The 17,007-nt window shown below is 59.7% G+C and carries 20 protein-coding genes and 1 tRNA gene; 19 read left to right on the top strand and 2 right to left on the bottom strand.

Annotation, left to right across the window (positions count from 1 at the left end):
- Window positions 1–34: 34 nt before the first annotated feature.
- From erpA to CENROD_RS05630, 6 genes are all read left to right on the top strand, one after another.
- Complete coding sequence (gene erpA, locus CENROD_RS05655; RefSeq protein ID WP_051360316.1) at window positions 35–424, top strand: iron-sulfur cluster insertion protein ErpA; 390 nt, start codon at window positions 35–37, stop codon at window positions 422–424.
- Between the two features lie 147 nt (window positions 425–571).
- Window positions 572–1,798, top strand: coding sequence for a tRNA guanosine(34) transglycosylase Tgt (gene tgt / locus CENROD_RS05650; RefSeq protein WP_022772388.1), 1,227 nt, complete (start codon window positions 572–574; stop codon window positions 1,796–1,798).
- A gap of 33 nt (window positions 1,799–1,831) precedes the next feature.
- The gene (gene hemB, locus CENROD_RS05645) at window positions 1,832–2,854 is read left to right on the top strand and encodes a porphobilinogen synthase (protein WP_022772387.1); all 1,023 of its coding nucleotides are present in this window, start codon (window positions 1,832–1,834) and stop codon (window positions 2,852–2,854) included.
- A 286-nt stretch (window positions 2,855–3,140) separates the two neighbouring features.
- A tRNA-Met gene (locus tag CENROD_RS05640) sits at window positions 3,141–3,217 on the top strand.
- A gap of 130 nt (window positions 3,218–3,347) precedes the next feature.
- The gene (locus tag CENROD_RS05635) at window positions 3,348–3,932 is read left to right on the top strand and encodes a phosphoheptose isomerase (RefSeq protein WP_041194157.1); all 585 of its coding nucleotides are present in this window, start codon (window positions 3,348–3,350) and stop codon (window positions 3,930–3,932) included.
- Window positions 3,933–3,943: 11 nt separating this feature from the next.
- Complete coding sequence (locus CENROD_RS05630) at window positions 3,944–4,615, top strand: BON domain-containing protein (RefSeq protein ID WP_022772378.1); 672 nt, start codon at window positions 3,944–3,946, stop codon at window positions 4,613–4,615.
- Window positions 4,616–4,777: 162 nt separating this feature from the next.
- Here CENROD_RS05630 and dnaB read toward each other — a convergent pair whose 3' ends face one another.
- Both dnaB and metK read right to left on the bottom strand, forming a co-directional pair.
- A complete protein-coding gene (gene dnaB / locus CENROD_RS05625; RefSeq protein ID WP_041194155.1) occupies window positions 4,778–6,184 on the bottom strand; it encodes a replicative DNA helicase in 1,407 nt (468 codons plus the stop codon).
- Between the two features lie 37 nt (window positions 6,185–6,221).
- Entirely contained in the window at window positions 6,222–7,403 is a 1,182-nt protein-coding gene (metK, locus tag CENROD_RS05620) for a methionine adenosyltransferase (protein ID WP_022772368.1), read from the bottom strand.
- Window positions 7,404–7,667: 264 nt separating this feature from the next.
- On the opposite strand from metK, the gene CENROD_RS05615 reads away from it, so the two are divergent.
- From CENROD_RS05615 to CENROD_RS12445, 13 genes are all read left to right on the top strand, one after another.
- On the top strand, window positions 7,668–8,513 hold the full coding sequence (locus tag CENROD_RS05615) for a lysophospholipid acyltransferase family protein (RefSeq protein ID WP_022772358.1): 846 nt from the start codon (window positions 7,668–7,670) through the stop codon (window positions 8,511–8,513).
- Window positions 8,510–9,379: an LpxL/LpxP family acyltransferase gene (locus CENROD_RS05610; RefSeq protein ID WP_022772354.1), complete on the top strand. Its 870-nt coding sequence runs from the start codon at window positions 8,510–8,512 to the stop codon at window positions 9,377–9,379. The genes CENROD_RS05615 and CENROD_RS05610 overlap by 4 nt, the downstream gene beginning before the upstream one ends.
- A gap of 232 nt (window positions 9,380–9,611) precedes the next feature.
- The gene (locus tag CENROD_RS05605; RefSeq protein ID WP_022772349.1) at window positions 9,612–10,055 is read left to right on the top strand and encodes a nucleotidyltransferase substrate binding protein; all 444 of its coding nucleotides are present in this window, start codon (window positions 9,612–9,614) and stop codon (window positions 10,053–10,055) included.
- Complete coding sequence (locus CENROD_RS05600; RefSeq protein ID WP_022772343.1) at window positions 10,039–10,278, top strand: nucleotidyltransferase domain-containing protein; 240 nt, start codon at window positions 10,039–10,041, stop codon at window positions 10,276–10,278. The genes CENROD_RS05605 and CENROD_RS05600 overlap by 17 nt, the downstream gene beginning before the upstream one ends.
- Window positions 10,279–10,720: 442 nt before the next feature.
- Window positions 10,721–10,894, top strand: coding sequence for a hypothetical protein (locus CENROD_RS13885; protein WP_022772333.1), 174 nt, complete (start codon window positions 10,721–10,723; stop codon window positions 10,892–10,894).
- 44 nt (window positions 10,895–10,938) lie between these two features.
- Window positions 10,939–12,165 carry an AAA family ATPase gene (locus tag CENROD_RS05595; RefSeq protein ID WP_238551832.1) on the top strand — a complete coding sequence of 409 codons (1,227 nt, stop codon included), beginning with the start codon at window positions 10,939–10,941 and terminating at the stop codon, window positions 12,163–12,165.
- On the top strand, window positions 12,162–12,689 hold the full coding sequence (locus CENROD_RS05590; protein ID WP_022772325.1) for a hypothetical protein: 528 nt from the start codon (window positions 12,162–12,164) through the stop codon (window positions 12,687–12,689). The genes CENROD_RS05595 and CENROD_RS05590 overlap by 4 nt, the downstream gene beginning before the upstream one ends.
- Before the next feature lie 14 nt (window positions 12,690–12,703).
- The gene (locus tag CENROD_RS05585) at window positions 12,704–13,402 is read left to right on the top strand and encodes an RNA ligase family protein (protein ID WP_022772321.1); all 699 of its coding nucleotides are present in this window, start codon (window positions 12,704–12,706) and stop codon (window positions 13,400–13,402) included.
- Between the two features lie 61 nt (window positions 13,403–13,463).
- Window positions 13,464–14,231 (top strand): DUF3800 domain-containing protein, encoded by a 768-nt coding sequence (locus CENROD_RS05580; RefSeq protein WP_202961178.1) that lies wholly within the window; start codon window positions 13,464–13,466, stop codon window positions 14,229–14,231.
- A gap of 28 nt (window positions 14,232–14,259) precedes the next feature.
- Window positions 14,260–14,724: a hypothetical protein gene (locus tag CENROD_RS14055; protein ID WP_022772311.1), complete on the top strand. Its 465-nt coding sequence runs from the start codon at window positions 14,260–14,262 to the stop codon at window positions 14,722–14,724.
- Window positions 14,721–14,918 (top strand): hypothetical protein, encoded by a 198-nt coding sequence (locus CENROD_RS13530; RefSeq protein ID WP_151194592.1) that lies wholly within the window; start codon window positions 14,721–14,723, stop codon window positions 14,916–14,918. Before CENROD_RS14055 ends, CENROD_RS13530 begins: the two co-directional genes overlap by 4 nt.
- A 102-nt stretch (window positions 14,919–15,020) precedes the next feature.
- A complete protein-coding gene (locus CENROD_RS05570; protein ID WP_022772307.1) occupies window positions 15,021–15,578 on the top strand; it encodes an HNH endonuclease in 558 nt (185 codons plus the stop codon).
- Between the two features lie 89 nt (window positions 15,579–15,667).
- Window positions 15,668–16,981 (top strand): sensor domain-containing diguanylate cyclase, encoded by a 1,314-nt coding sequence (locus tag CENROD_RS12445; RefSeq protein ID WP_051360315.1) that lies wholly within the window; start codon window positions 15,668–15,670, stop codon window positions 16,979–16,981.
- Window positions 16,982–17,007 lie beyond the last annotated feature (26 nt).

The raw sequence follows: 17,007 nt of genomic DNA, 5'->3' as shown, positions 1-17,007 counted from the left end.
ATACATTCCATGCCCATTTTCCTGACGAAGATCAATGCAGAGGAATGCCATGAATACCACTACCGCGCAAGAAGCAGTGCCTGACCCTCTCGTGCCTGACCCCCTCGTGTTTACCGACCGCGCTGCCGCGAAGGTGGCCGAATTGATCGTGGAAGAAGGGAACCCCGATCTGAAGCTGCGCGTGTTCGTGCAAGGCGGCGGGTGCGCGGGGTTTCAATACGGCTTCACGTTCGACGAGATCACCAACGAGGACGACACCGTGATGCAGAAAAACGGCGTTTCGCTCCTGATCGACCCCATGAGCTACCAGTACATGGTCGGCGCGGAAATCGACTTCAAGGAAGACCTCGAAGGTTCGCGCTTCGTCATCAAAAACCCCAACGCCGTCACCACCTGCGGCTGCGGTTCGAGCTTTTCCGTCTGATTCGTTCAGTGGGTGGTCCACCGGGACGCTATGGCTTTGCCATGGCTGCAACCCGGTGACTCCGAACCCGTTGTAGGAGCGACGGCAGTCGCGATCAACGTATGCAGAAGCATGGGGTGGGCCATGTGTCGTAGGAGCGCGGAAATCATGCATGGCACAAACGTTTGCGTCGACGGTACACCCCTGCGTTTCGACATCCAAGCCACCGACCCCCTCCAGGCCACCGACACCGGTTCGCAAGCGCGGGCTGGTGTGCTGACTTTGCGGCGTGGCGTGGTGCATACCCCGGCTTTCATGCCCGTGGGAACCTACGGGACGGTTAAGGGGGTGTTGCCCAACGCGCTCGAAGCGATGGGGGCCGAGATCATCCTGGGCAACGCTTTCCACCTGTGGCTGCGCCCGGGGCTGGAGGTGATCGAACGGTTTGGGGGGCTGCACGCCTTCGAGGGCTGGCACCGGCCCATCTTGACCGATTCCGGCGGCTTTCAGGTCTGGAGCCTCGGCGCGATGCGCAAGCTCACCGAAGAAGGCGCGCACTTTGCCTCGCCGATCAATGGGGACAAGCTGTTCCTGTCGCCCGAAGTGAGCATCCGCATCCAGACTGTCTTGGACGCGGATATTTGCATGCAGCTCGATGAATGCACGCCGTACCGGGACCCCCAGGCCCCGGAGAGATTGACGACCGAACGGCAGGCCCGCACGTCGATGGAGCTGAGCCTGCGTTGGGCGCGCCGCAGCCAGGACGCCTTTCGTGCGCTGGAGAACCCCAATGCCCTGTTCGGCATCGTGCAGGGGGGCATGTACGAGAACCTGCGCAGTGCCTCGGTCGATGCACTCATTGCGATGGACTTCCCCGGCTACGCCATCGGCGGCGTCAGCGTGGGCGAGCCGAAGGAAGAGATGCTGCGCATCCTGGCGCACACCCCACGCCTGCTGCCAGCGCACAAGCCGCGCTACCTGATGGGGGTCGGCACCCCCGAAGACTTGGTCGAAGGGGTGCTCCAGGGGGTCGATTTGTTCGACTGCGTCTTGCCCACGCGCAATGCGCGCAATGGCACGCTGCTGACGCGCTACGGCAACCTCAAGATTCGCAACGCCCGCTACAAAAGCGACCCCGCTCCCATCGACGAAGGCTGCACCTGTTACGCCTGCGCGGGGCGCACGGCCCTGGACAGCAGCGTTCGCGGCGGGTTCAGCAGGGCCTATCTGCACCACCTCGACCGCTGTGGAGAGATGCTCGGCCCGATGCTTGCGAGCATCCACAACCTGCATTACCTCGTGCAGTTGATGCGCGAGATGCGCACGGCGATCCTCGAATCTCGCGTCGAATCCTTTCGTACCCGCTTTGCGCAAGATCGTTTGCGCGGGGTGTGAGCGAACGTCCTATGCATTCTTTTTGGTGAACCTATGCCCATTCCCCTGTTTGCCCCATATCCCGAAGGGCGCCCGCGCCGCCTGCGCCGCGATGGTTTCATCCGCAATCTCGTTTGCGAACACCACCTCAGCGCGCACGACCTGATCGACCCCGTTTTCATCGTCGAGGGGACGAACCAGCGCCAGCCCGTCGCGTCGATGCCGGGGGTGTTCCGGCTCAGCATCGATCACGTCCTGTTGCGTGCGCAGGAGTGCGTGGAGCTGGGCATCCCGGTGATGGCGCTGTTCCCGGTCATTGATCCTGCCCTCAAAACCCCCGATGGTCGCGAGGCACTGCGTGGTGAAGGGCTGGTTCCGCGCACCGTGCGGGCGCTCAAGGGGGCTTTCCCCCAACTCGGCGTGATGGTCGATGTGGCGCTGGACCCCTACACCAGCCACGGGCAGGATGGGCTGATCGACGCGCAGTCGCACGTACTCAACGACGCGACGGTCGATGTGCTCGTTCGCCAGGCGCTGGTTCTGGCCGATGCGGGCGCCGACATCGTCGCGCCGAGCGACATGATGGATGGCCGTATCAAGGCAATTCGCCAGGCGCTGGAAGCGCATCACTTCGTCGATACGCGCATCCTCGCCTACAGCGCCAAATACGCCAGCGCGCTCTATGGGCCTTTTCGCGATGCGGTCGGGTCTGCGGCGCAGCTTGGGTCTGCCGACAAAAAAAGCTACCAGATGGACCCCGCCAACACCGACGAAGCCATGCGGGAAGTGGCGATGGACATTGCCGAAGGGGCGGATATGGTGCTCGTCAAACCCGGGTTGGCGTACCTCGACGTGGTGTACCGCGTCAAAACGACCTTCCGCGTACCCACCTTTGCGTACCAAGTGTCCGGCGAATACGCCATGATCGAAGCAGCGGCCCGCCAGGGCTGGATCGACCGCGACGCCGTCATGCTCGAAACCCTGCTTTCCTGCAAACGTGCTGGCGCGGATGCCGTAGTGAGCTACTTTTCGCTTGATGCTGCGAGGCTGCTGGCGGGGGTGGGGTCTGCTTTGTAACCGTGGCAGGGGTTTCACCACATTCCAATTCCGCGACCAGATTCCCACGCTAGTCGATGCCCATGTCTGGGCTACCTCATCGAGGACTTCCTCGACCCCGAGATCAATCTCTCCCCGTTGCCGGTCCGACGTGGTGGCTGAGGAAGACCTGGCGACACCATGGAGTTGGTCACATGTGACCGAGGTGTTGGCGCTGAAAACATCCCCATCGGTCTGATGTAGGGGCGAGGTGCCTCCTTTATCGCCCACATCCCCCTCATAGCCCACGCTAGAATTTGCGCCACGTGGTGATATAGCTCAGGTGGTTAGAGCGCAGCACTCATAACGCTGAGGTCGGTGGTTCAAATCCACCTATCACCACCACCTTCTCCCTCTTCTCTCCCCCCTCTTTCTTTCCCCCTCTCCCCGGTTTGTCTGCATTGCATTCGTCGCAGCCGTATATTGCTGCGCGCCGATGCAGGGCACGTGGTTGCAGGGGATCCTGGCAGGCATCATGAAAGATCGCATCCTCCAGCACTTTCTCGATAGCGCGGAACTCAAGCGCAGCGCAGCGCCCCTACTTTGTTCCCCGATAGCGCGTGCTGCGGAGTTGCTCTCCCGCTGCGTGGTCGATGGCGGCAAGGTGTTGGCGTGCGGCAATGGTGGGTCTGCGGCGGATGCGCAGCATTTCGCTGCCGAATTCGTCGGTCGCTTCGAGAAAGAACGGCCCGCGCTGGCTGCCGTGGCGCTGACGACGGACACATCGATCCTGACCGCTGTGGGTAACGACTACGGTTTCGACGCGGTCTTTGCCCGGCAGGTTCGCGCTTTGGGCCGTGCGGGTGACGTGCTGATCGCCATCTCGACCAGCGGCAATTCCCCCAACGTCCTGCAAGCCATTGACGCCGCCCATGAGCGGGACATGACCATCGTCGCGTTGACTGGGCGGGATGGCGGCAAGATGGCGAGCGTGCTGCGCGCGTCGGACGTGCATCTTTGCGTCCCCCATGGCCGTACTGCGCGGATACAGGAAGTGCATCTGCTGATCCTGCATTGCCTGTGCGAGGCGGTCGATGCCGGGTTCGATACCACGCCATGAAAGGGATAGCCATGCCGAACCACCCCATACCCCGTGCCGCGCTGCGTGCCGTGGGCCTCGCCGTCGCGGGAGCGCTTTCCCTGGCTGCATTGGGGACCTTCGGGGGCTGCGCGCCCATGTTCGTCGGCAGTGCCGTTTTCGGCGGGGCGCTGGTGGCTACGGATCGGCGGACTTCGGGCATCCAGCTCGAAGACGAAGGGATCGAGACACGCGCTGGCAAGCGCATCCAGGATCAGTTTGCTGATCGTGTCCGCATCAACGTCACGAGCTACAACCGCCTAGTGTTGCTGACCGGAGAAGTCCCTTCTGTGCAGGATCGGCAGCTTGCGGGGCAGCTCGTCGCCCGTGTGGAAAACGTCAAGTCCGTCGTCAACGAGTTGGCTGTGCTGGGGAATACCACGCTGGCGCAGCGCTCTACCGACGCGCTCATCACGGGCAAGGTCAAGGCTGCCTTCGTTGATGCGCGGGATCTCTATGCCAATGCAGTCAAGGTCGTCACCGACCGGGGCGCGGTGTACCTCATGGGCCGCGTCTCCCAGAAGGAAGCCGATCGCGCCACGGACATCGCACGCTCGATTCCCGGTGTGCAGAAGGTCGTTCGCGTTTTCGAGCTGCTGAGCGAGGAAGCGCTGCAAGAGCTACTGCCCAAGCCTATTCCTGCGCCTGCCCGGCCTCCCTTGTAGGAGGCATAGGAGGCATCGGGGTACCCGGTTGGCCACGCTGGCTGGGGTCTGCGGGAGTGTTGCCCGGTCCCCCTTGTAGCGATGGCTCTGGCATGTTGTGCGGAATGGGAATGGCGGAATGGGAATGGGCGATGGCGGGGGCTACTACAGGCTACAGGCTACTCAATAGTCCCCAGGGGAAGCCAGCGATTCAAATTTGGTCAGCTTGTTCAGGAACGCGAGTTTGACTACCCCGGTGGGGCCATTGCGCTGTTTGGCGATGAGGATTTCCGCCACCCCGGGTTCTTTGCACGCATCCTTGGTGTAGTACTCGTCGCGGTAGATAAACATCACGATGTCGGCGTCCTGCTCGATCGCGCCGGACTCGCGCAAATCGCTCATCAGCGGGCGCTTGTCGGGGCGGCTTTCCACCCCCCGGTTGAGCTGGGAAAGCGCCAGCACCGGGCATTTCAGTTCCTTGGCCAGCATCTTGAGGTTGCGGGAGATGCCGCCCAGCTCGGTGGCGCGGTTTTCGTTGTCGCCCCCGGTGTCCGATCCGCTCATCAGTTGCAGGTAGTCGACGACCACCAGCCCCAGCTTGCCGCATTGGCGGGCCAGTCGGCGTGCGTTGGCGCGCAGTTCGCCGGATGTCAGCCCGGCGGTTTCGTCGATGTGTAGTGAGACCGTGCGCAGTTTTTCGATCGTTTGCAGCAGACGCGGCCACTCCTCGTCGGTCAGCTTGCCGGTGCGCAGGTGGCCCTGGTCGATGCGCCCGATCGAGCCGACGATGCGCACCGCAAGCTGCGCAGCACCCATTTCCATCGAAAACACGGCCACAGGCAGTCCTTCATGCAAGGCTACGTGTTCGGCGATATTGATTGCCAGCGCGGTCTTGCCCATCGAAGGGCGAGCGGCCAGGACCACCAGATCGCCTGCCTGGAACCCGGAGGTCATCCGGTCGAGGTCGTAAAAACCCGTGGGAACGCCGGTGACGTCGTTGGGGTGATCGGCCATCTCCTGCACTCGTTCCAGTAGCGAGGACACCAGGGTGTCCATGCGCTGAAACCCTTGCCGGGTGCGTGCGCTTTGTTCGCCGATGCGGAAGATGCGCTGTTCTGCATCGTCCAACACGGATGCCACCGGCCGCCCCTGCGGTTGGAAGGCCATGGCCGAGATTTCTTCGCTCGTGTGGATCAGCGTGCGCAGAATCGAGCGGTCGCGGACGATTTCCGCGTAGCGGCGGATGTTCCCCGCACTGGGGACGAATTGCGCCAGCGCGTTCAGGTACGCCAGCCCCCCCACATCATCGGCCTTGCCCACGCTGCGCAATTGCTCGTAGACGGTGACGACGTCGGCGGGCTTGCTGGCCTGAATGAGCGCATGGATTGCCGTGAAGATCAGCCGATGTTCCAGGCGATAGAAATCGTTCTCGCCAAGCAGATCGCTGACCCGATCCCACGCGGCGTTGTCCAGCAGCAGCCCGCCGAGCACGCACGATTCTGATTCCACCGAATGCGGCGGAACGCGCAACTGGGCGTATTCGGGATCCTGCTCGGGAGCTTCGGGGAACGGGGGAAAGTCGTCGGTCACGGCGGGCTTTGTGGGGCGCAGGATGTCGTGCAGGGGGTCATAACCCGGCCGCAGCGCGCAGGGCATCCGCGCGGTCGGTGCGTTCCCATGTGAACTCCGGCTCCTCGCGGCCAAAGTGCCCGTAGGCTGCGGTCTTGGTATAGATGGGGCGCAGCAGATCAAGCATCGCGATGATCCCGCGCGGGCGCAGGTCGAAGTGCTGGTGAACCAGTTCGGCGATGGCTTCGTCGGGAATCACTCCCGTCCCCTGCGTGGATACGGTGATGTTCATCGGACGCGCCACGCCGATGGCATAGGCCACCTGCACCTGGCACTTGCGCGCCAAGCCTGCAGCAACGACGTTTTTGGCCACATACCGCGCAGCGTAGGCTGCGGAACGATCGACCTTGGAGGGGTCTTTGCCACTGAACGCGCCGCCGCCATGGGGGCAGGCTCCACCATAGGTATCGACGATGATCTTGCGCCCGGTCAGCCCGCAGTCGCCCTGCGGCCCGCCGACGACGAAACGCCCCGTGGGGTTGATCAGGTAGCGGGTGTCGGCTGTCAACCATTCCTTGGGCAGCACGGGCCGGATGATTTCCTCGCGCACGGCTTCGTAAAAGGCGTCGGTCATGCGGTTGCCCAGGCTCATTTCGGGGGCATGCTGCGTAGAAAGGACGATGGTGTCGATTGAATGCGGCTTGCCATCGACATAACGCATCGTTACCTGGCTTTTGGCATCGGGCCGCAGGAAGGGCAGGCGCCCGTCCTTGCGCAATTGCGCCTGGCGTTCGACGAGGCGGTGCGCGTAGTAGATCGGCGCAGGCATCAGTTCCGGGGTTTCGTCGCAGGCGTAGCCGAACATCAGGCCCTGGTCTCCGGCGCCGGCGTCGAGGGGATCGTCGCTTGCGTGATCGACCCCCTGGGCGATGTCGTTGCTCTGCCTGTCGTAGGCCACGAGTACCGCGCAGCCCTTGTAGTCGATGCCGTATTCCGTGTTGTCGTAGCCGATGCGCCGGATCGTGTCACGCGCCACCGCGATGTAGTCGACGTGCGCATTGGTGGTGATTTCCCCGGCCAGCACGACCAGCCCGGTGTTGCACAGCGTTTCCGCTGCGACGCGGCTGCGGGGGTCTTGCTCGAAGATCGCGTCGAGGATTGCGTCCGAAATTTGGTCTGCCACCTTGTCGGGGTGGCCTTCGGAGACGGATTCGGAAGTGAAGAGGTAGTCGTTCGCCATGATGAAAGCTCCTGGAATGGAGGGGGGTGCAACAGGCGTTGCCACGGCCCGGGGAGCTTTGGCGAACGCTTTAGCAGGCAAGCCGGCAAAACCGGCCGAAAGGCACAATCGCGGCCCCGGTGCGCTGCCTGAGGGGGTTAGCCCAAACAGCCTGCCAAGCAGCCGATGGGGCTGCCCGCGCAGTGGCACCAGTCACCGCCCTTGTGGGGTTGTCGCCCTGCAAGTAGTTCCGTAACTCAGCGACGAATCGAGTGTAGTCCAGCGATGCAGGCCATTTTTCGACTGCTGTCCCACTGCCCGTTGTGGTTGTTACATGCCGTGGGGTGGGGGTTGGGTTGGGCTGCATACCTGGGTTCGGCCACCTATCGCGAACGCTATCTCTCTCATGCCGGGCAGGCTGGGGTAGGGCGGCGTGAACGCTGGCGCGCGGTGGGGGAAGCTGGCAAGATGGTCGCGGAATTGCCTCGGCTCTGGTTTGGCAAGCCCGTTGCCGTGGAATGGACGGGGGCAGCGCATATCGAGTCCGCCTTGCAGTCTGGCCAAGGGCTGCTGTTGTTGACGCCGCACCTGGGGTGTTTCGAGGTGGCAGCGCAGGCATTCGCGGCGCGTTTTGGCGCAGAGCACCCCATCACAGTACTGTTCCGCCCGCCGCGCAAGGCGTGGCTGCGCGCAGTCGTCGAGGGGGCACGTACCAGACCGGGGATGTGCGCAGTGCCCACCGACCTTTCCGGGGTGCGCAGACTGGTGCAGGCGTTGCGCCGTGGGGGGTGCGTGGGGCTGCTGCCCGACCAGGTGCCCCCGGCAGGCATGGGCATCATCGCACCAGTGTTCGGGCGTGACGCCTATGTGTCCCCGCTGGCTGCGCGGCTGGCGCTGCATACGGGCGCGCATGTCTTACTGGTATGGGGGGAACGGCTCGGCTGGGGGCGGGGGTACCGCGTACATGCGTGCCCGCTACTCCACAGCCTGCCCGCAGCGTTGGAAGATGCGGTGCGCGAGATCAATGTCGCGATGGAACACCTGATCCTGCAATGCCCTGGGCAATACCTGTGGGGATATGCACGGTACAAAATGCCCGAAGACGTGTCACACCCCGACGCCAAGCCATGAGCAACTGGTTGACGGTTGCGCTGATGCGGGCGTTGGCGTATGTCCCCTTGCCTTGGGTCCGTTCGCTGGGGTGGCTGCTGGGCCACCTGCTGTACGGGGTAGTGCGTGAGCGTCGGCACATCGTTTGCGTGAACCTGCGGTTGTGCTTTCCCCAGCGCAGCCCTGCCGAGATTCATTCGTTGGCACGGCGGGTGTTCGTGCGTTTTGCGCAGGCGTGGCTGGATCGAAGCTGGTTGTGGCACGGCTCGCCGTGCGTAGTGCGCAACCGGCTGCGCTTGTGTGGGGAAGTCGCTGCGCTAGAAGGGGATGAACCCACTGTGCTGTTCGCCCCGCACTTCGTCGGGCTCGATGCAGGCTGGACGGCGATGACCCAGCAATTGCCGCGTTCCTGGACGACGATCTACACCCAGCAGTCCAACCCGGGAATGGATCGGTGGATCCAGCAGGGCCGCCAACGTTTCGGCACGGTGCGGTTGTTTCGGCGTGCCGATGGGGTGCGCACCATCGTCGGTTCGCTGCGCCAGGGGCACCCGCTGTATCTGCTACCCGATATGAATTTCGGCCCGCAAGAGTCCGTCTTCGTTCCGTTCTACGGGGTCAGCGCAGCGACGGTGCCCAGCTTGTCCCGCTTCGCACGATTGGCCAAGGCCCAGGTCATCCCGGTCGTGAGCCAGATGACGCGGCGCGGGTACGACATCCATATCCTGCCCGCATGGACGGACTTTCCCGGCGGCGATCCCATTGCCGATACCGTACAGATGAACGAGCGCTTGCAGGGTTATATCGATGCCATGCCGGAACAGTACTACTGGGTACACAAGCGCTTCAAGAATCGCCCTGTGGGGGAACCGGACGTGTACCGGTAGCAGGGGGGCAGCGGATGGGGCGGCGCTTGGTTACCGTGCGCCCAAGGGAAGGACGTAAAGATGAACAACGTATTTGGCTTCCGTGACCAACTTGTCAGTGAGTACAGCTCGTTTCAGGACTTACGCAAAGCCGGTTCAGCTAGGTGTCCCGGCGCAGACAGTACAAGACGTACGGCAAGCCGGGACAACAACGCTGGGGTGGTTTTGCGTAAGTCCTAATAGCAAGAACGTCATGACACATTCCCTACCTATGGATGTACCAGACATCCGTTGGCAGCAACGCCTGGCCAACTACAACCGCGCCTTGGCGCAACTGAACGACGCTGTGGCCCTGCATCACCAGCGATCTCTCTCCAAACTGGAACAACTGGGTTTGATCAAAGCCTTCGAATTCACCCAGGAACTCGGGTGGAAGGTGATGAAGGATTATTTTGAATACCAGGGCAATGTCACCTTGACAGGTTCCCGTGATGCCATCCGCGAAGCTTTCCAACGTGGATTGATACAAGATGGCGAAGGCTGGATGGACACCATCAAAAGCCGCAACCGATCGGCCTATACCTATGATGAAGTCACTGCTCGCCAATTGGTCGAATGGATTGACCATTGCTACGAGTCGATCTTCGTCGCCTTTGCGCACCGCATGGAGGCCTTGCGCCATGTTCAATCCGACTGACGCTTCCGTATTCGGCCTGAGTCCCGCCATACGTCAGCAACTCTGTGCCGAATTTGCCCGCACTCCGGCCATTTTGCGTGCCTTGGTGTTCGGTTCACGTTACCGTCCCGGTTCGGACATCGACATCGCCCTGATGGCACCCCAACTTACCGCAGCACAGCTTGACGATCTGCTGCTGCCTTACCAGATTGACCTATGCCTCTTTGCCCCCCCTCACCCTTGAAGGCTACCGTATGCATACATTTTTTGGTATTTGGCGGGGTAAGGGCAGTGATGCATCCCTTGCCGAACCCTCGCAATCAATGCACGGTACATGGTAGGCAGTTTTGCCCGTTACGCCCTACTATTCGGCCATGGGAACCGAACACGATAGCAGCTACAAATTTTTGTTCTCGAACCCGGGTGCAATGCACAGTGATGTGGAATGTGCGCCAAAAACCTGGGAGCGAGGGCATCTTTCCCTCGAAATACCCGAGGGCGATACACCCTCGCTCCCAGCCCACCCCGTAGCCCGGATGGAGTGAAACGGAATCCGGGGTGTGCGTTCGCCGGTACAGCTTCGGCATCGCAGCAAGGTGGTTGGGCGATCCTCCCATCCTTAAAACTTTGGCAACCCATACCAGACATGGCATTCCCCATCGCCCTGTGCATCCTGCGTTGCCACGATGCACAGGCTGCACCGCTGGAGCGGTGCGGGCTGCATTCCCACGCTGGAGCGTGGGAACGAGTGGAAGAAAAACGAAGAGCGTGAATATGGCGAATACCGTACGCAAAGGCTGGTGCTGGAAGCGTGGGATCGATTGGAAAAAGGAGAATTCCTCTTATGTTTAACCGATTAAGACTGACTAATTTCAAGGCGTGGCAAGACACAGGTGACGTTGTATTGAAGCCCGTCACCATGTTACTAGGCACTAATTCATCCGGCAAATCAACGTTAATTCAAAGCCTGTTGCTACTCAAACAGACGGTGCAGTCACCCGATCGCAGCATTCATTTGAATCTGGGTGGCGACGAAACCAACGACATCTTTAATTTTGGTGATTTTGACAATGTATTGCGCCAGGGTACGTCGAACCCTCGTCAGTTTTCATTGAGCTTTAGCTTTCAATCACACGCAGACTTGCGTGTTAAAGAAGGTGATTTATTCTGTAGTTACGGCCAAAATTCGGCTGGGGGGGTTGTGATCCAGGATTGGCTTCTCAAAACCAATGTACACCAGTTCCGGGCCGTTCGCCGCGAAAAAGGCGCCTACTCGGTCACAGTAAATGATGAGAGTCAACCACGAGATAAAGGGCGTCATCTGGCCCCTGAACGTTCGGTATCGTTGTCGGCAGAGGCAATTGCCAAGCTGGGACAAGATGGAACCACGTTGGAGGATTTGAGCTTATCCATTCGCCGCGAGTTGGAAAACATTGTCTATCTTGGCCCGTTGCGCAGAAAGCCTGAGCGGGACTATGTCTGGAATAAGGCCAATCCTGGCGGAATAGGTAGCGATGGTCATCGCGCCGTTGATGTACTTTTGGCCAGTGCCTTAATGAAGAGGGAAGATCAAAATCGCATCATCGAAGGGGTTTCCAAATGGTTGGTGCGAATGAAGATCGCCGATAAACTGGAAGTGAAGCAATTGGGGCGTTCCACACGCTATGAGGTTGTCATACATCGCGCTGAAGTCGAAGCAAACTTGCGTGATGTGGGTATTGGCATATCACAAGTATTGCCGGTGCTGACGTTGGCCTACCTTGCACCGAGCGGTAGCACCATCATGCTTGAAGAGCCGGAAATTCATCTTCATCCATTGGCGCAGTCTGTATTGGCCGAGCTATTCGTGGAATTAAGCCAAGAAAGAAACGTCCAGTTTATTGTCGAAACGCATTCCGAACACCTGTTCCGACGCATGCAAACTTTAATGGCCAAACAGAAGATTACACCAAGCGATTCTGCTATGTATTTTGTGGAATGCAAGGATAAAACTGCCTCCATGCGTCAGTTGGAACTGGACGAATTCGGTCGTGTGAAAAACTGGCCGGAAGGTTTCTTTGGCGATGCGTTAGGCGAGACCCGTGAGCAAGCCCGCCTGATGTTTACCCGTCAGCAGGAAGCCAAAGTATGAGAGCACGTTATGTGGTGGATACCAATGTGCTGATTGCCGCCAGCGCGGCCGACCCAACTCACCCCAAGGATATTGATGCAACACCCACTGATCCGAAGCTGCGAATGCGGGTATGGCAATGGCTCGACGCATTTCAGTCTAGTCCATCGCGGATGGTGCTGGATTTGGCTGGTGGCATTTATGAAGAGTACAACAATAAACTCGGTTTTAATGATTTCGGGATTCAGGTGGTCATGCACAAGTGGAGTACCGCAGCCGTTGATAACGTCAATGTTGCTTATGACGAGCATGGTCATGGAATCTTGCAGCCGCCGTTGTTGGCAGTGATTCATGACGACGCAGACAAGAAAATGGTGGCCGCTGCGCTAGATTCACATAGGCAGTACGGCGAGGGATGTGTTGCTTTTGCCGGGGACACTGATTGGCATGATTGGGAAGGTGATCTTCTGGCAAACAGCGTTTTATTAGAGCCGATCATTGAAGACTGGTCACGGCAAAAACATGCAGACAAGAAGGCTCGCTGAACGGGAGGCACAACATGACCGACTTCTTCCGCTTCCCCCACACACCGCACCTTGCTTGGCTGGGCGAAGGCACCCCACGCGACGACAAGGTCTTGTTGCCCAATGAGGTGACGGCGCTTCTGGCTGGTGATGTGGCGGTGGAGGAAAAGCTGGATGGGGCCAACGTCGGCCTGTCTCTTTCCCCGGATGGCCGTTTGCGAGCACAGAACCGAGGGCAGTATCTTTCAGCGCCCCACGCCGGGCAGTTCGCCCGCTTGCCTGCATGGCTGGCGCAGCATGATGAAGCACTGCGTTCTGCACTGGCACCCAACCTCATTCTGTTCGGCGAATGGTGTGCCGCACGCCATTCGCTGGATTACGCGGCACTGCCAGACTGGTTTCTGCTCTTTGATGTGTATGACCGCTCTGCAGACCGTTTCTGGAGCAGTCTGCGCCGCAATGCACTGGCAAGTAGCGCATGTTTGGTGACTGTGCCGCCAGTGCTGCATGGCAAGACCACGGTGACCGCGCTCAAGCAGCTTGTTGTTACGAAAGCGAGTCATTACCGCAAAGGTTCCCTGGAGGGTGTGGTGATTCGCCGGGAATCGCCCGAGTGGTGTGAAGCCCGCGCCAAGCTGGTTCGCCCCGATTTCACGCAAGCCATCGACACCCACTGGCGTAAGCGGGCGCTGGAGTGGAATCGCATTGTCAATACATCAGGGATGATGAAATGACCCCTGTGCAACGAATCACCATCGGCCTCAAAAATAAAGAGCTGCACGAATTCTGTTTGGGATGGCAGATGCTGGCGGCGGCGTGGGGTCGATTGGAAACAGGAGAATTGCGCTGATGCCCATCGATAAGATAACGCTCTACAACGTGTATTGCGATGAATCTTGCCATCTGGAAAACGACGGCCAACCGATCATGGTGCTGGGGGCGATCTGGTGCCCGAAGGACGATGCCCGCCGCTTGGGGGCAGAACTACGCGATATCAAAGCCCGGCATCGGGCGCGGGGGGAGTTGAAATGGTCAAAAACTTCCGAATCCCGATTGCCGTTTTACCTGGAAATCATTGATTGGTTCTTGGCTGAATCACCGCTGCATTTTCGGGGCTTGGTGGTATTGAACAAGCAAGCATTGAACCATGCGGCATTCAATCAGGGCGATCATGATCTTTTTTATTACAAGATGCAGTTTTCCCTGCTTAACAAAATTTTGTCGCCCGACAGTCAGTATGCGATTTATCTGGATATCAAAGACACGCGCAGCCGCCTGAAACTGAAACGATTGCGCGAGGTTTTGTGTAATAACGTGTATGACTTTACCAGCGACATGATTGGGCATATCCAGAATATCCATTCTCACGAAGCAGAGTTGATGCAGGTGGCGGATTACTTGACGGGGGCGCTGGCCTACCGTCACCGCAATTTGCAGGGCAACCCGGCCAAAGTGGCGGTGCTTGAGCATCTGGAGCGCAAATGGGGGTGTAGTTTGTCGTTTTCCACACCGTTGCGGGAGCAGAAGATCAACATCTTCTTGTTTAGCCCAAGGCAGGTGTAGCCGTCATGACCGTGATGAAGCCGCCTGCATGGTTGCCTGCCATGTTCCCGATGTCACCGTGGAGCGAACAGGTGATGGAAGCCTTGTACACGATTTCCATCGCGACTTTGTGAGCCAGCCTGCGTGCTACGCCGGACATGAGGTTTGGTTCTTCCCCGAAAAGGATCGGGGTAAAGAGTTGATTTTTTGGCATCTGGTTGAGCGAGAAGACCCTCCGCGCTCTGGCAACCGCCTGCCAGATTTCCGGCGCTCAGAGCGCTTGCCATGGGCGCGCCCCATGCTGGACAACTGTGTGCAGCCCGAGATCAAGGCATGGGATTACGAAGAGGGCGATGGTGATATGCACACCTACGTGTGGCTAGAGCATTTCGATTACGTGATCGTGATGAAACGCTACCGCGATGGATGTCGCCGCCTGATCACAGCGTATTGGGTGGACTACGAGAGCAAGCGCAGGGCGTTGCTCAAGAAGTACAGCAAGCGGTTGCCATGAGCCAGAAACAGAAAGGCCAGCGCACATGGCGCTGGCCCAACTCCTTCAGCCTTGGGCTGATGAGTCTTTGCATTCTAGAGAGTATCGCGATGACAAATCAAGGTGGCAATCAATGCCTAGAGGATGGGGCGGTGATTCGCCGCGAATCGCCTGAGTGGAATGCCATTGTCGATACACCTGGGACTCTGGAATGAACCCTCTACAACGCATACTCATCGAGAAAACCGGCAACGACAATGGCTTCGAGCATGTCGTGGCCTCCGATGTGCGTGGTGTCACCCTGGCCTCGGCGCGTCATGCCAATCGCTGATGCGTTCCGGGTAGCCACCGAGTCGGATTTGGCAGCATTGCTGCGCCGTGCGGCCAGTCTTTCCCGTGCACTGCCTAGTCAGGCCGCGAATGATTACCAGCAGGCAGTGGCTGCAGAACTGGCAGAGCTTCCAGCAGGCATTGCAGGTACTGAGGTCGAACGCATGGTTCGTCAGCGCGTTGGGCAAAACAAGTTTCGTGACGCAATGTTGGACTACTGGGGAGGTGCGTGCGCCGTAACTGGTATGGCCATACCGGAGGTGCTGCGTGCAAGCCACGCCAAGCCATGGGCCGAATGCGCGACGGATGCAGAGCGGATGGATGTGTTCAACGGCTTTCTGCTCAGTGCAAACCTGGACGCGCTGTTTGACCGCTTCCTCATCAGCTTTGATGACCAAGGTGTGCTGGTCATCGCACCTGCGCTGGCAGGGATCGACGTGCAGCCGCTGGGTATTTCATCCGGCATGAAACTACGTTGGGTGAATGCACTGCATCAGCCGTATCTGGCAATGCATCGTGGCCGCTTACATGTGTGCATACGGTAGGGGCACAGCGGGAGCAGGGTTGGGGGTGAGGAAAACTCCCATGACTTTCCTTTCCTGCTTTTCCTGATGCAGGGTGCCTACGAAAGGCCATGGCAGTCAGTGAGAATCGCAGCCTTTGGGTCATTCTGACTATGTTCCACAAGTTGTCGATCCGGTTCAAATTGGTCGTGTTGCTTGCTGGTAGTGCAGCGCTGGCGTTGCTGGTGTCTTCCCTCATCACGTCGTATACGACCTACGTGACCGAATCGCGCGCCTCGCTGCGGGTGTTGCAACAGCTCACGAGCGTCATCAGCGAAAACATGCGCGCCGCGCTGGCGTTTCATGACGTACACAGCGCGGGCAACATCCTTGCGCCGCTCCGGGTGGATTCGCACATTCTGCTGGCCGTGGTCACCGACGATGTTGGCAAGGTATGGAGCCAGTACCGCCATCCCACGTTGTCGAAAGCGCAAGGGGATGCCATGCTGCAGCATGTGCGGGACACGATCACTGCCGAATCGCAGAAGCTGTTTGACCAGGAAGCAACCGTCGAACACTTGCACGACGACTGCATGGGGGTGCTCCAGACGGTGTGGTTCGATGGCAAGCCGATTGGCGTCCTTGCAGTGATTTCCGATACGCAGAGGCTGCGGACCAAGATTCGGGACTTCATCCTCGTGCAGTTGTCCATTTCCCTACTGACCCTCGTCGTCCTGGTGTTCCTATCCGTGCGGCTGCAAGCGCTATTCACGCGCCCCATCCTGGATTTGGTCGCGGCCATGCATTCGGTGGCTGCGACGAAAGACTATCGCCACGCTTTGAGCGTGCAGCGCAGCGACGAGTTTGGCGAGCTATACGAAGGGTTCGACGCGATGCTGGCCGAGGTGCGTGAACGTGACGAGCGTCTGAGCAAACTGGCCACGACCGATGCGCTTACCGGGCTGGCGAATCGTCGCCACGCGATGGATGTGTTGGCGACGATGCTGGCGCGTTCCCAACGCAAAGGGGAACCGCTGGGCGTCGTCATGCTCGACATCGACTTTTTCAAGAAGGTCAACGACCACTATGGACACCCGGCGGGCGACCTGGTGCTCCAGACGGTGGCGAGGGTGTTGCAAGATAGCGCACGCGAGTACGACCTCGTCGCTCGCTTCGGAGGCGAGGAATTCCTGGTGATCTGCGAAGGGGCCACGGTGGAGATGGCGGCGGCAGTGGCCGAGCGCATTCGCAGCAGCGTGCAGGAGTACCGCATCAATCTGCAAGGCGACGGGTTCCTGTACGTGACAGTCAGCCTTGGCGTGCATGCGCGGACTCCGAGCGCAGACGATGCCCTCGAAGGGGTGATCGAGAGCATGATCAAGACTGCGGACGAGGCGATGTACCGCGCCAAGGAGTCTGGCCGAAATCGGTTCGTCGTGGGTTGATCGCGGGGGTGGCCCAGGAGGAGATC

It is taken from the genome of Candidatus Symbiobacter mobilis CR, assembly GCF_000477435.1.
Classification (GTDB): Bacteria; Pseudomonadota; Gammaproteobacteria; order Burkholderiales; family Burkholderiaceae_C; genus Rhodoferax; species Rhodoferax mobilis.
This window is presented reverse-complemented; position numbering and strand designations above follow the sequence as displayed.

Coding starts and splice junctions, on each gene's coding strand:
- erpA (WP_051360316.1), top strand. CDS start 35: ATGCAGAGGAATGCCATGAATACCACTACCGCGCAAGAAGCAGTGCCT.
- tgt (WP_022772388.1), top strand. CDS start 572: ATGCATGGCACAAACGTTTGCGTCGACGGTACACCCCTGCGTTTCGAC.
- hemB (WP_022772387.1), top strand. CDS start 1,832: ATGCCCATTCCCCTGTTTGCCCCATATCCCGAAGGGCGCCCGCGCCGC.
- CENROD_RS05635 (WP_041194157.1), top strand. CDS start 3,348: ATGAAAGATCGCATCCTCCAGCACTTTCTCGATAGCGCGGAACTCAAG.
- CENROD_RS05630 (WP_022772378.1), top strand. CDS start 3,944: ATGCCGAACCACCCCATACCCCGTGCCGCGCTGCGTGCCGTGGGCCTC.
- metK (WP_022772368.1), bottom strand. CDS start 7,403: ATGGCGAACGACTACCTCTTCACTTCCGAATCCGTCTCCGAAGGCCAC.
- CENROD_RS05615 (WP_022772358.1), top strand. CDS start 7,668: ATGCAGGCCATTTTTCGACTGCTGTCCCACTGCCCGTTGTGGTTGTTA.
- CENROD_RS05610 (WP_022772354.1), top strand. CDS start 8,510: ATGAGCAACTGGTTGACGGTTGCGCTGATGCGGGCGTTGGCGTATGTC.
- CENROD_RS05605 (WP_022772349.1), top strand. CDS start 9,612: ATGACACATTCCCTACCTATGGATGTACCAGACATCCGTTGGCAGCAA.
- CENROD_RS05600 (WP_022772343.1), top strand. CDS start 10,039: ATGTTCAATCCGACTGACGCTTCCGTATTCGGCCTGAGTCCCGCCATA.
- CENROD_RS13885 (WP_022772333.1), top strand. CDS start 10,721: ATGCACAGGCTGCACCGCTGGAGCGGTGCGGGCTGCATTCCCACGCTG.
- CENROD_RS05590 (WP_022772325.1), top strand. CDS start 12,162: ATGAGAGCACGTTATGTGGTGGATACCAATGTGCTGATTGCCGCCAGC.
- CENROD_RS05585 (WP_022772321.1), top strand. CDS start 12,704: ATGACCGACTTCTTCCGCTTCCCCCACACACCGCACCTTGCTTGGCTG.
- CENROD_RS05580 (WP_202961178.1), top strand. CDS start 13,464: ATGGCAGATGCTGGCGGCGGCGTGGGGTCGATTGGAAACAGGAGAATT.
- CENROD_RS14055 (WP_022772311.1), top strand. CDS start 14,260: ATGGTTGCCTGCCATGTTCCCGATGTCACCGTGGAGCGAACAGGTGAT.
- CENROD_RS13530 (WP_151194592.1), top strand. CDS start 14,721: ATGAGCCAGAAACAGAAAGGCCAGCGCACATGGCGCTGGCCCAACTCC.
- CENROD_RS05570 (WP_022772307.1), top strand. CDS start 15,021: ATGCCAATCGCTGATGCGTTCCGGGTAGCCACCGAGTCGGATTTGGCA.
- CENROD_RS12445 (WP_051360315.1), top strand. CDS start 15,668: ATGGCAGTCAGTGAGAATCGCAGCCTTTGGGTCATTCTGACTATGTTC.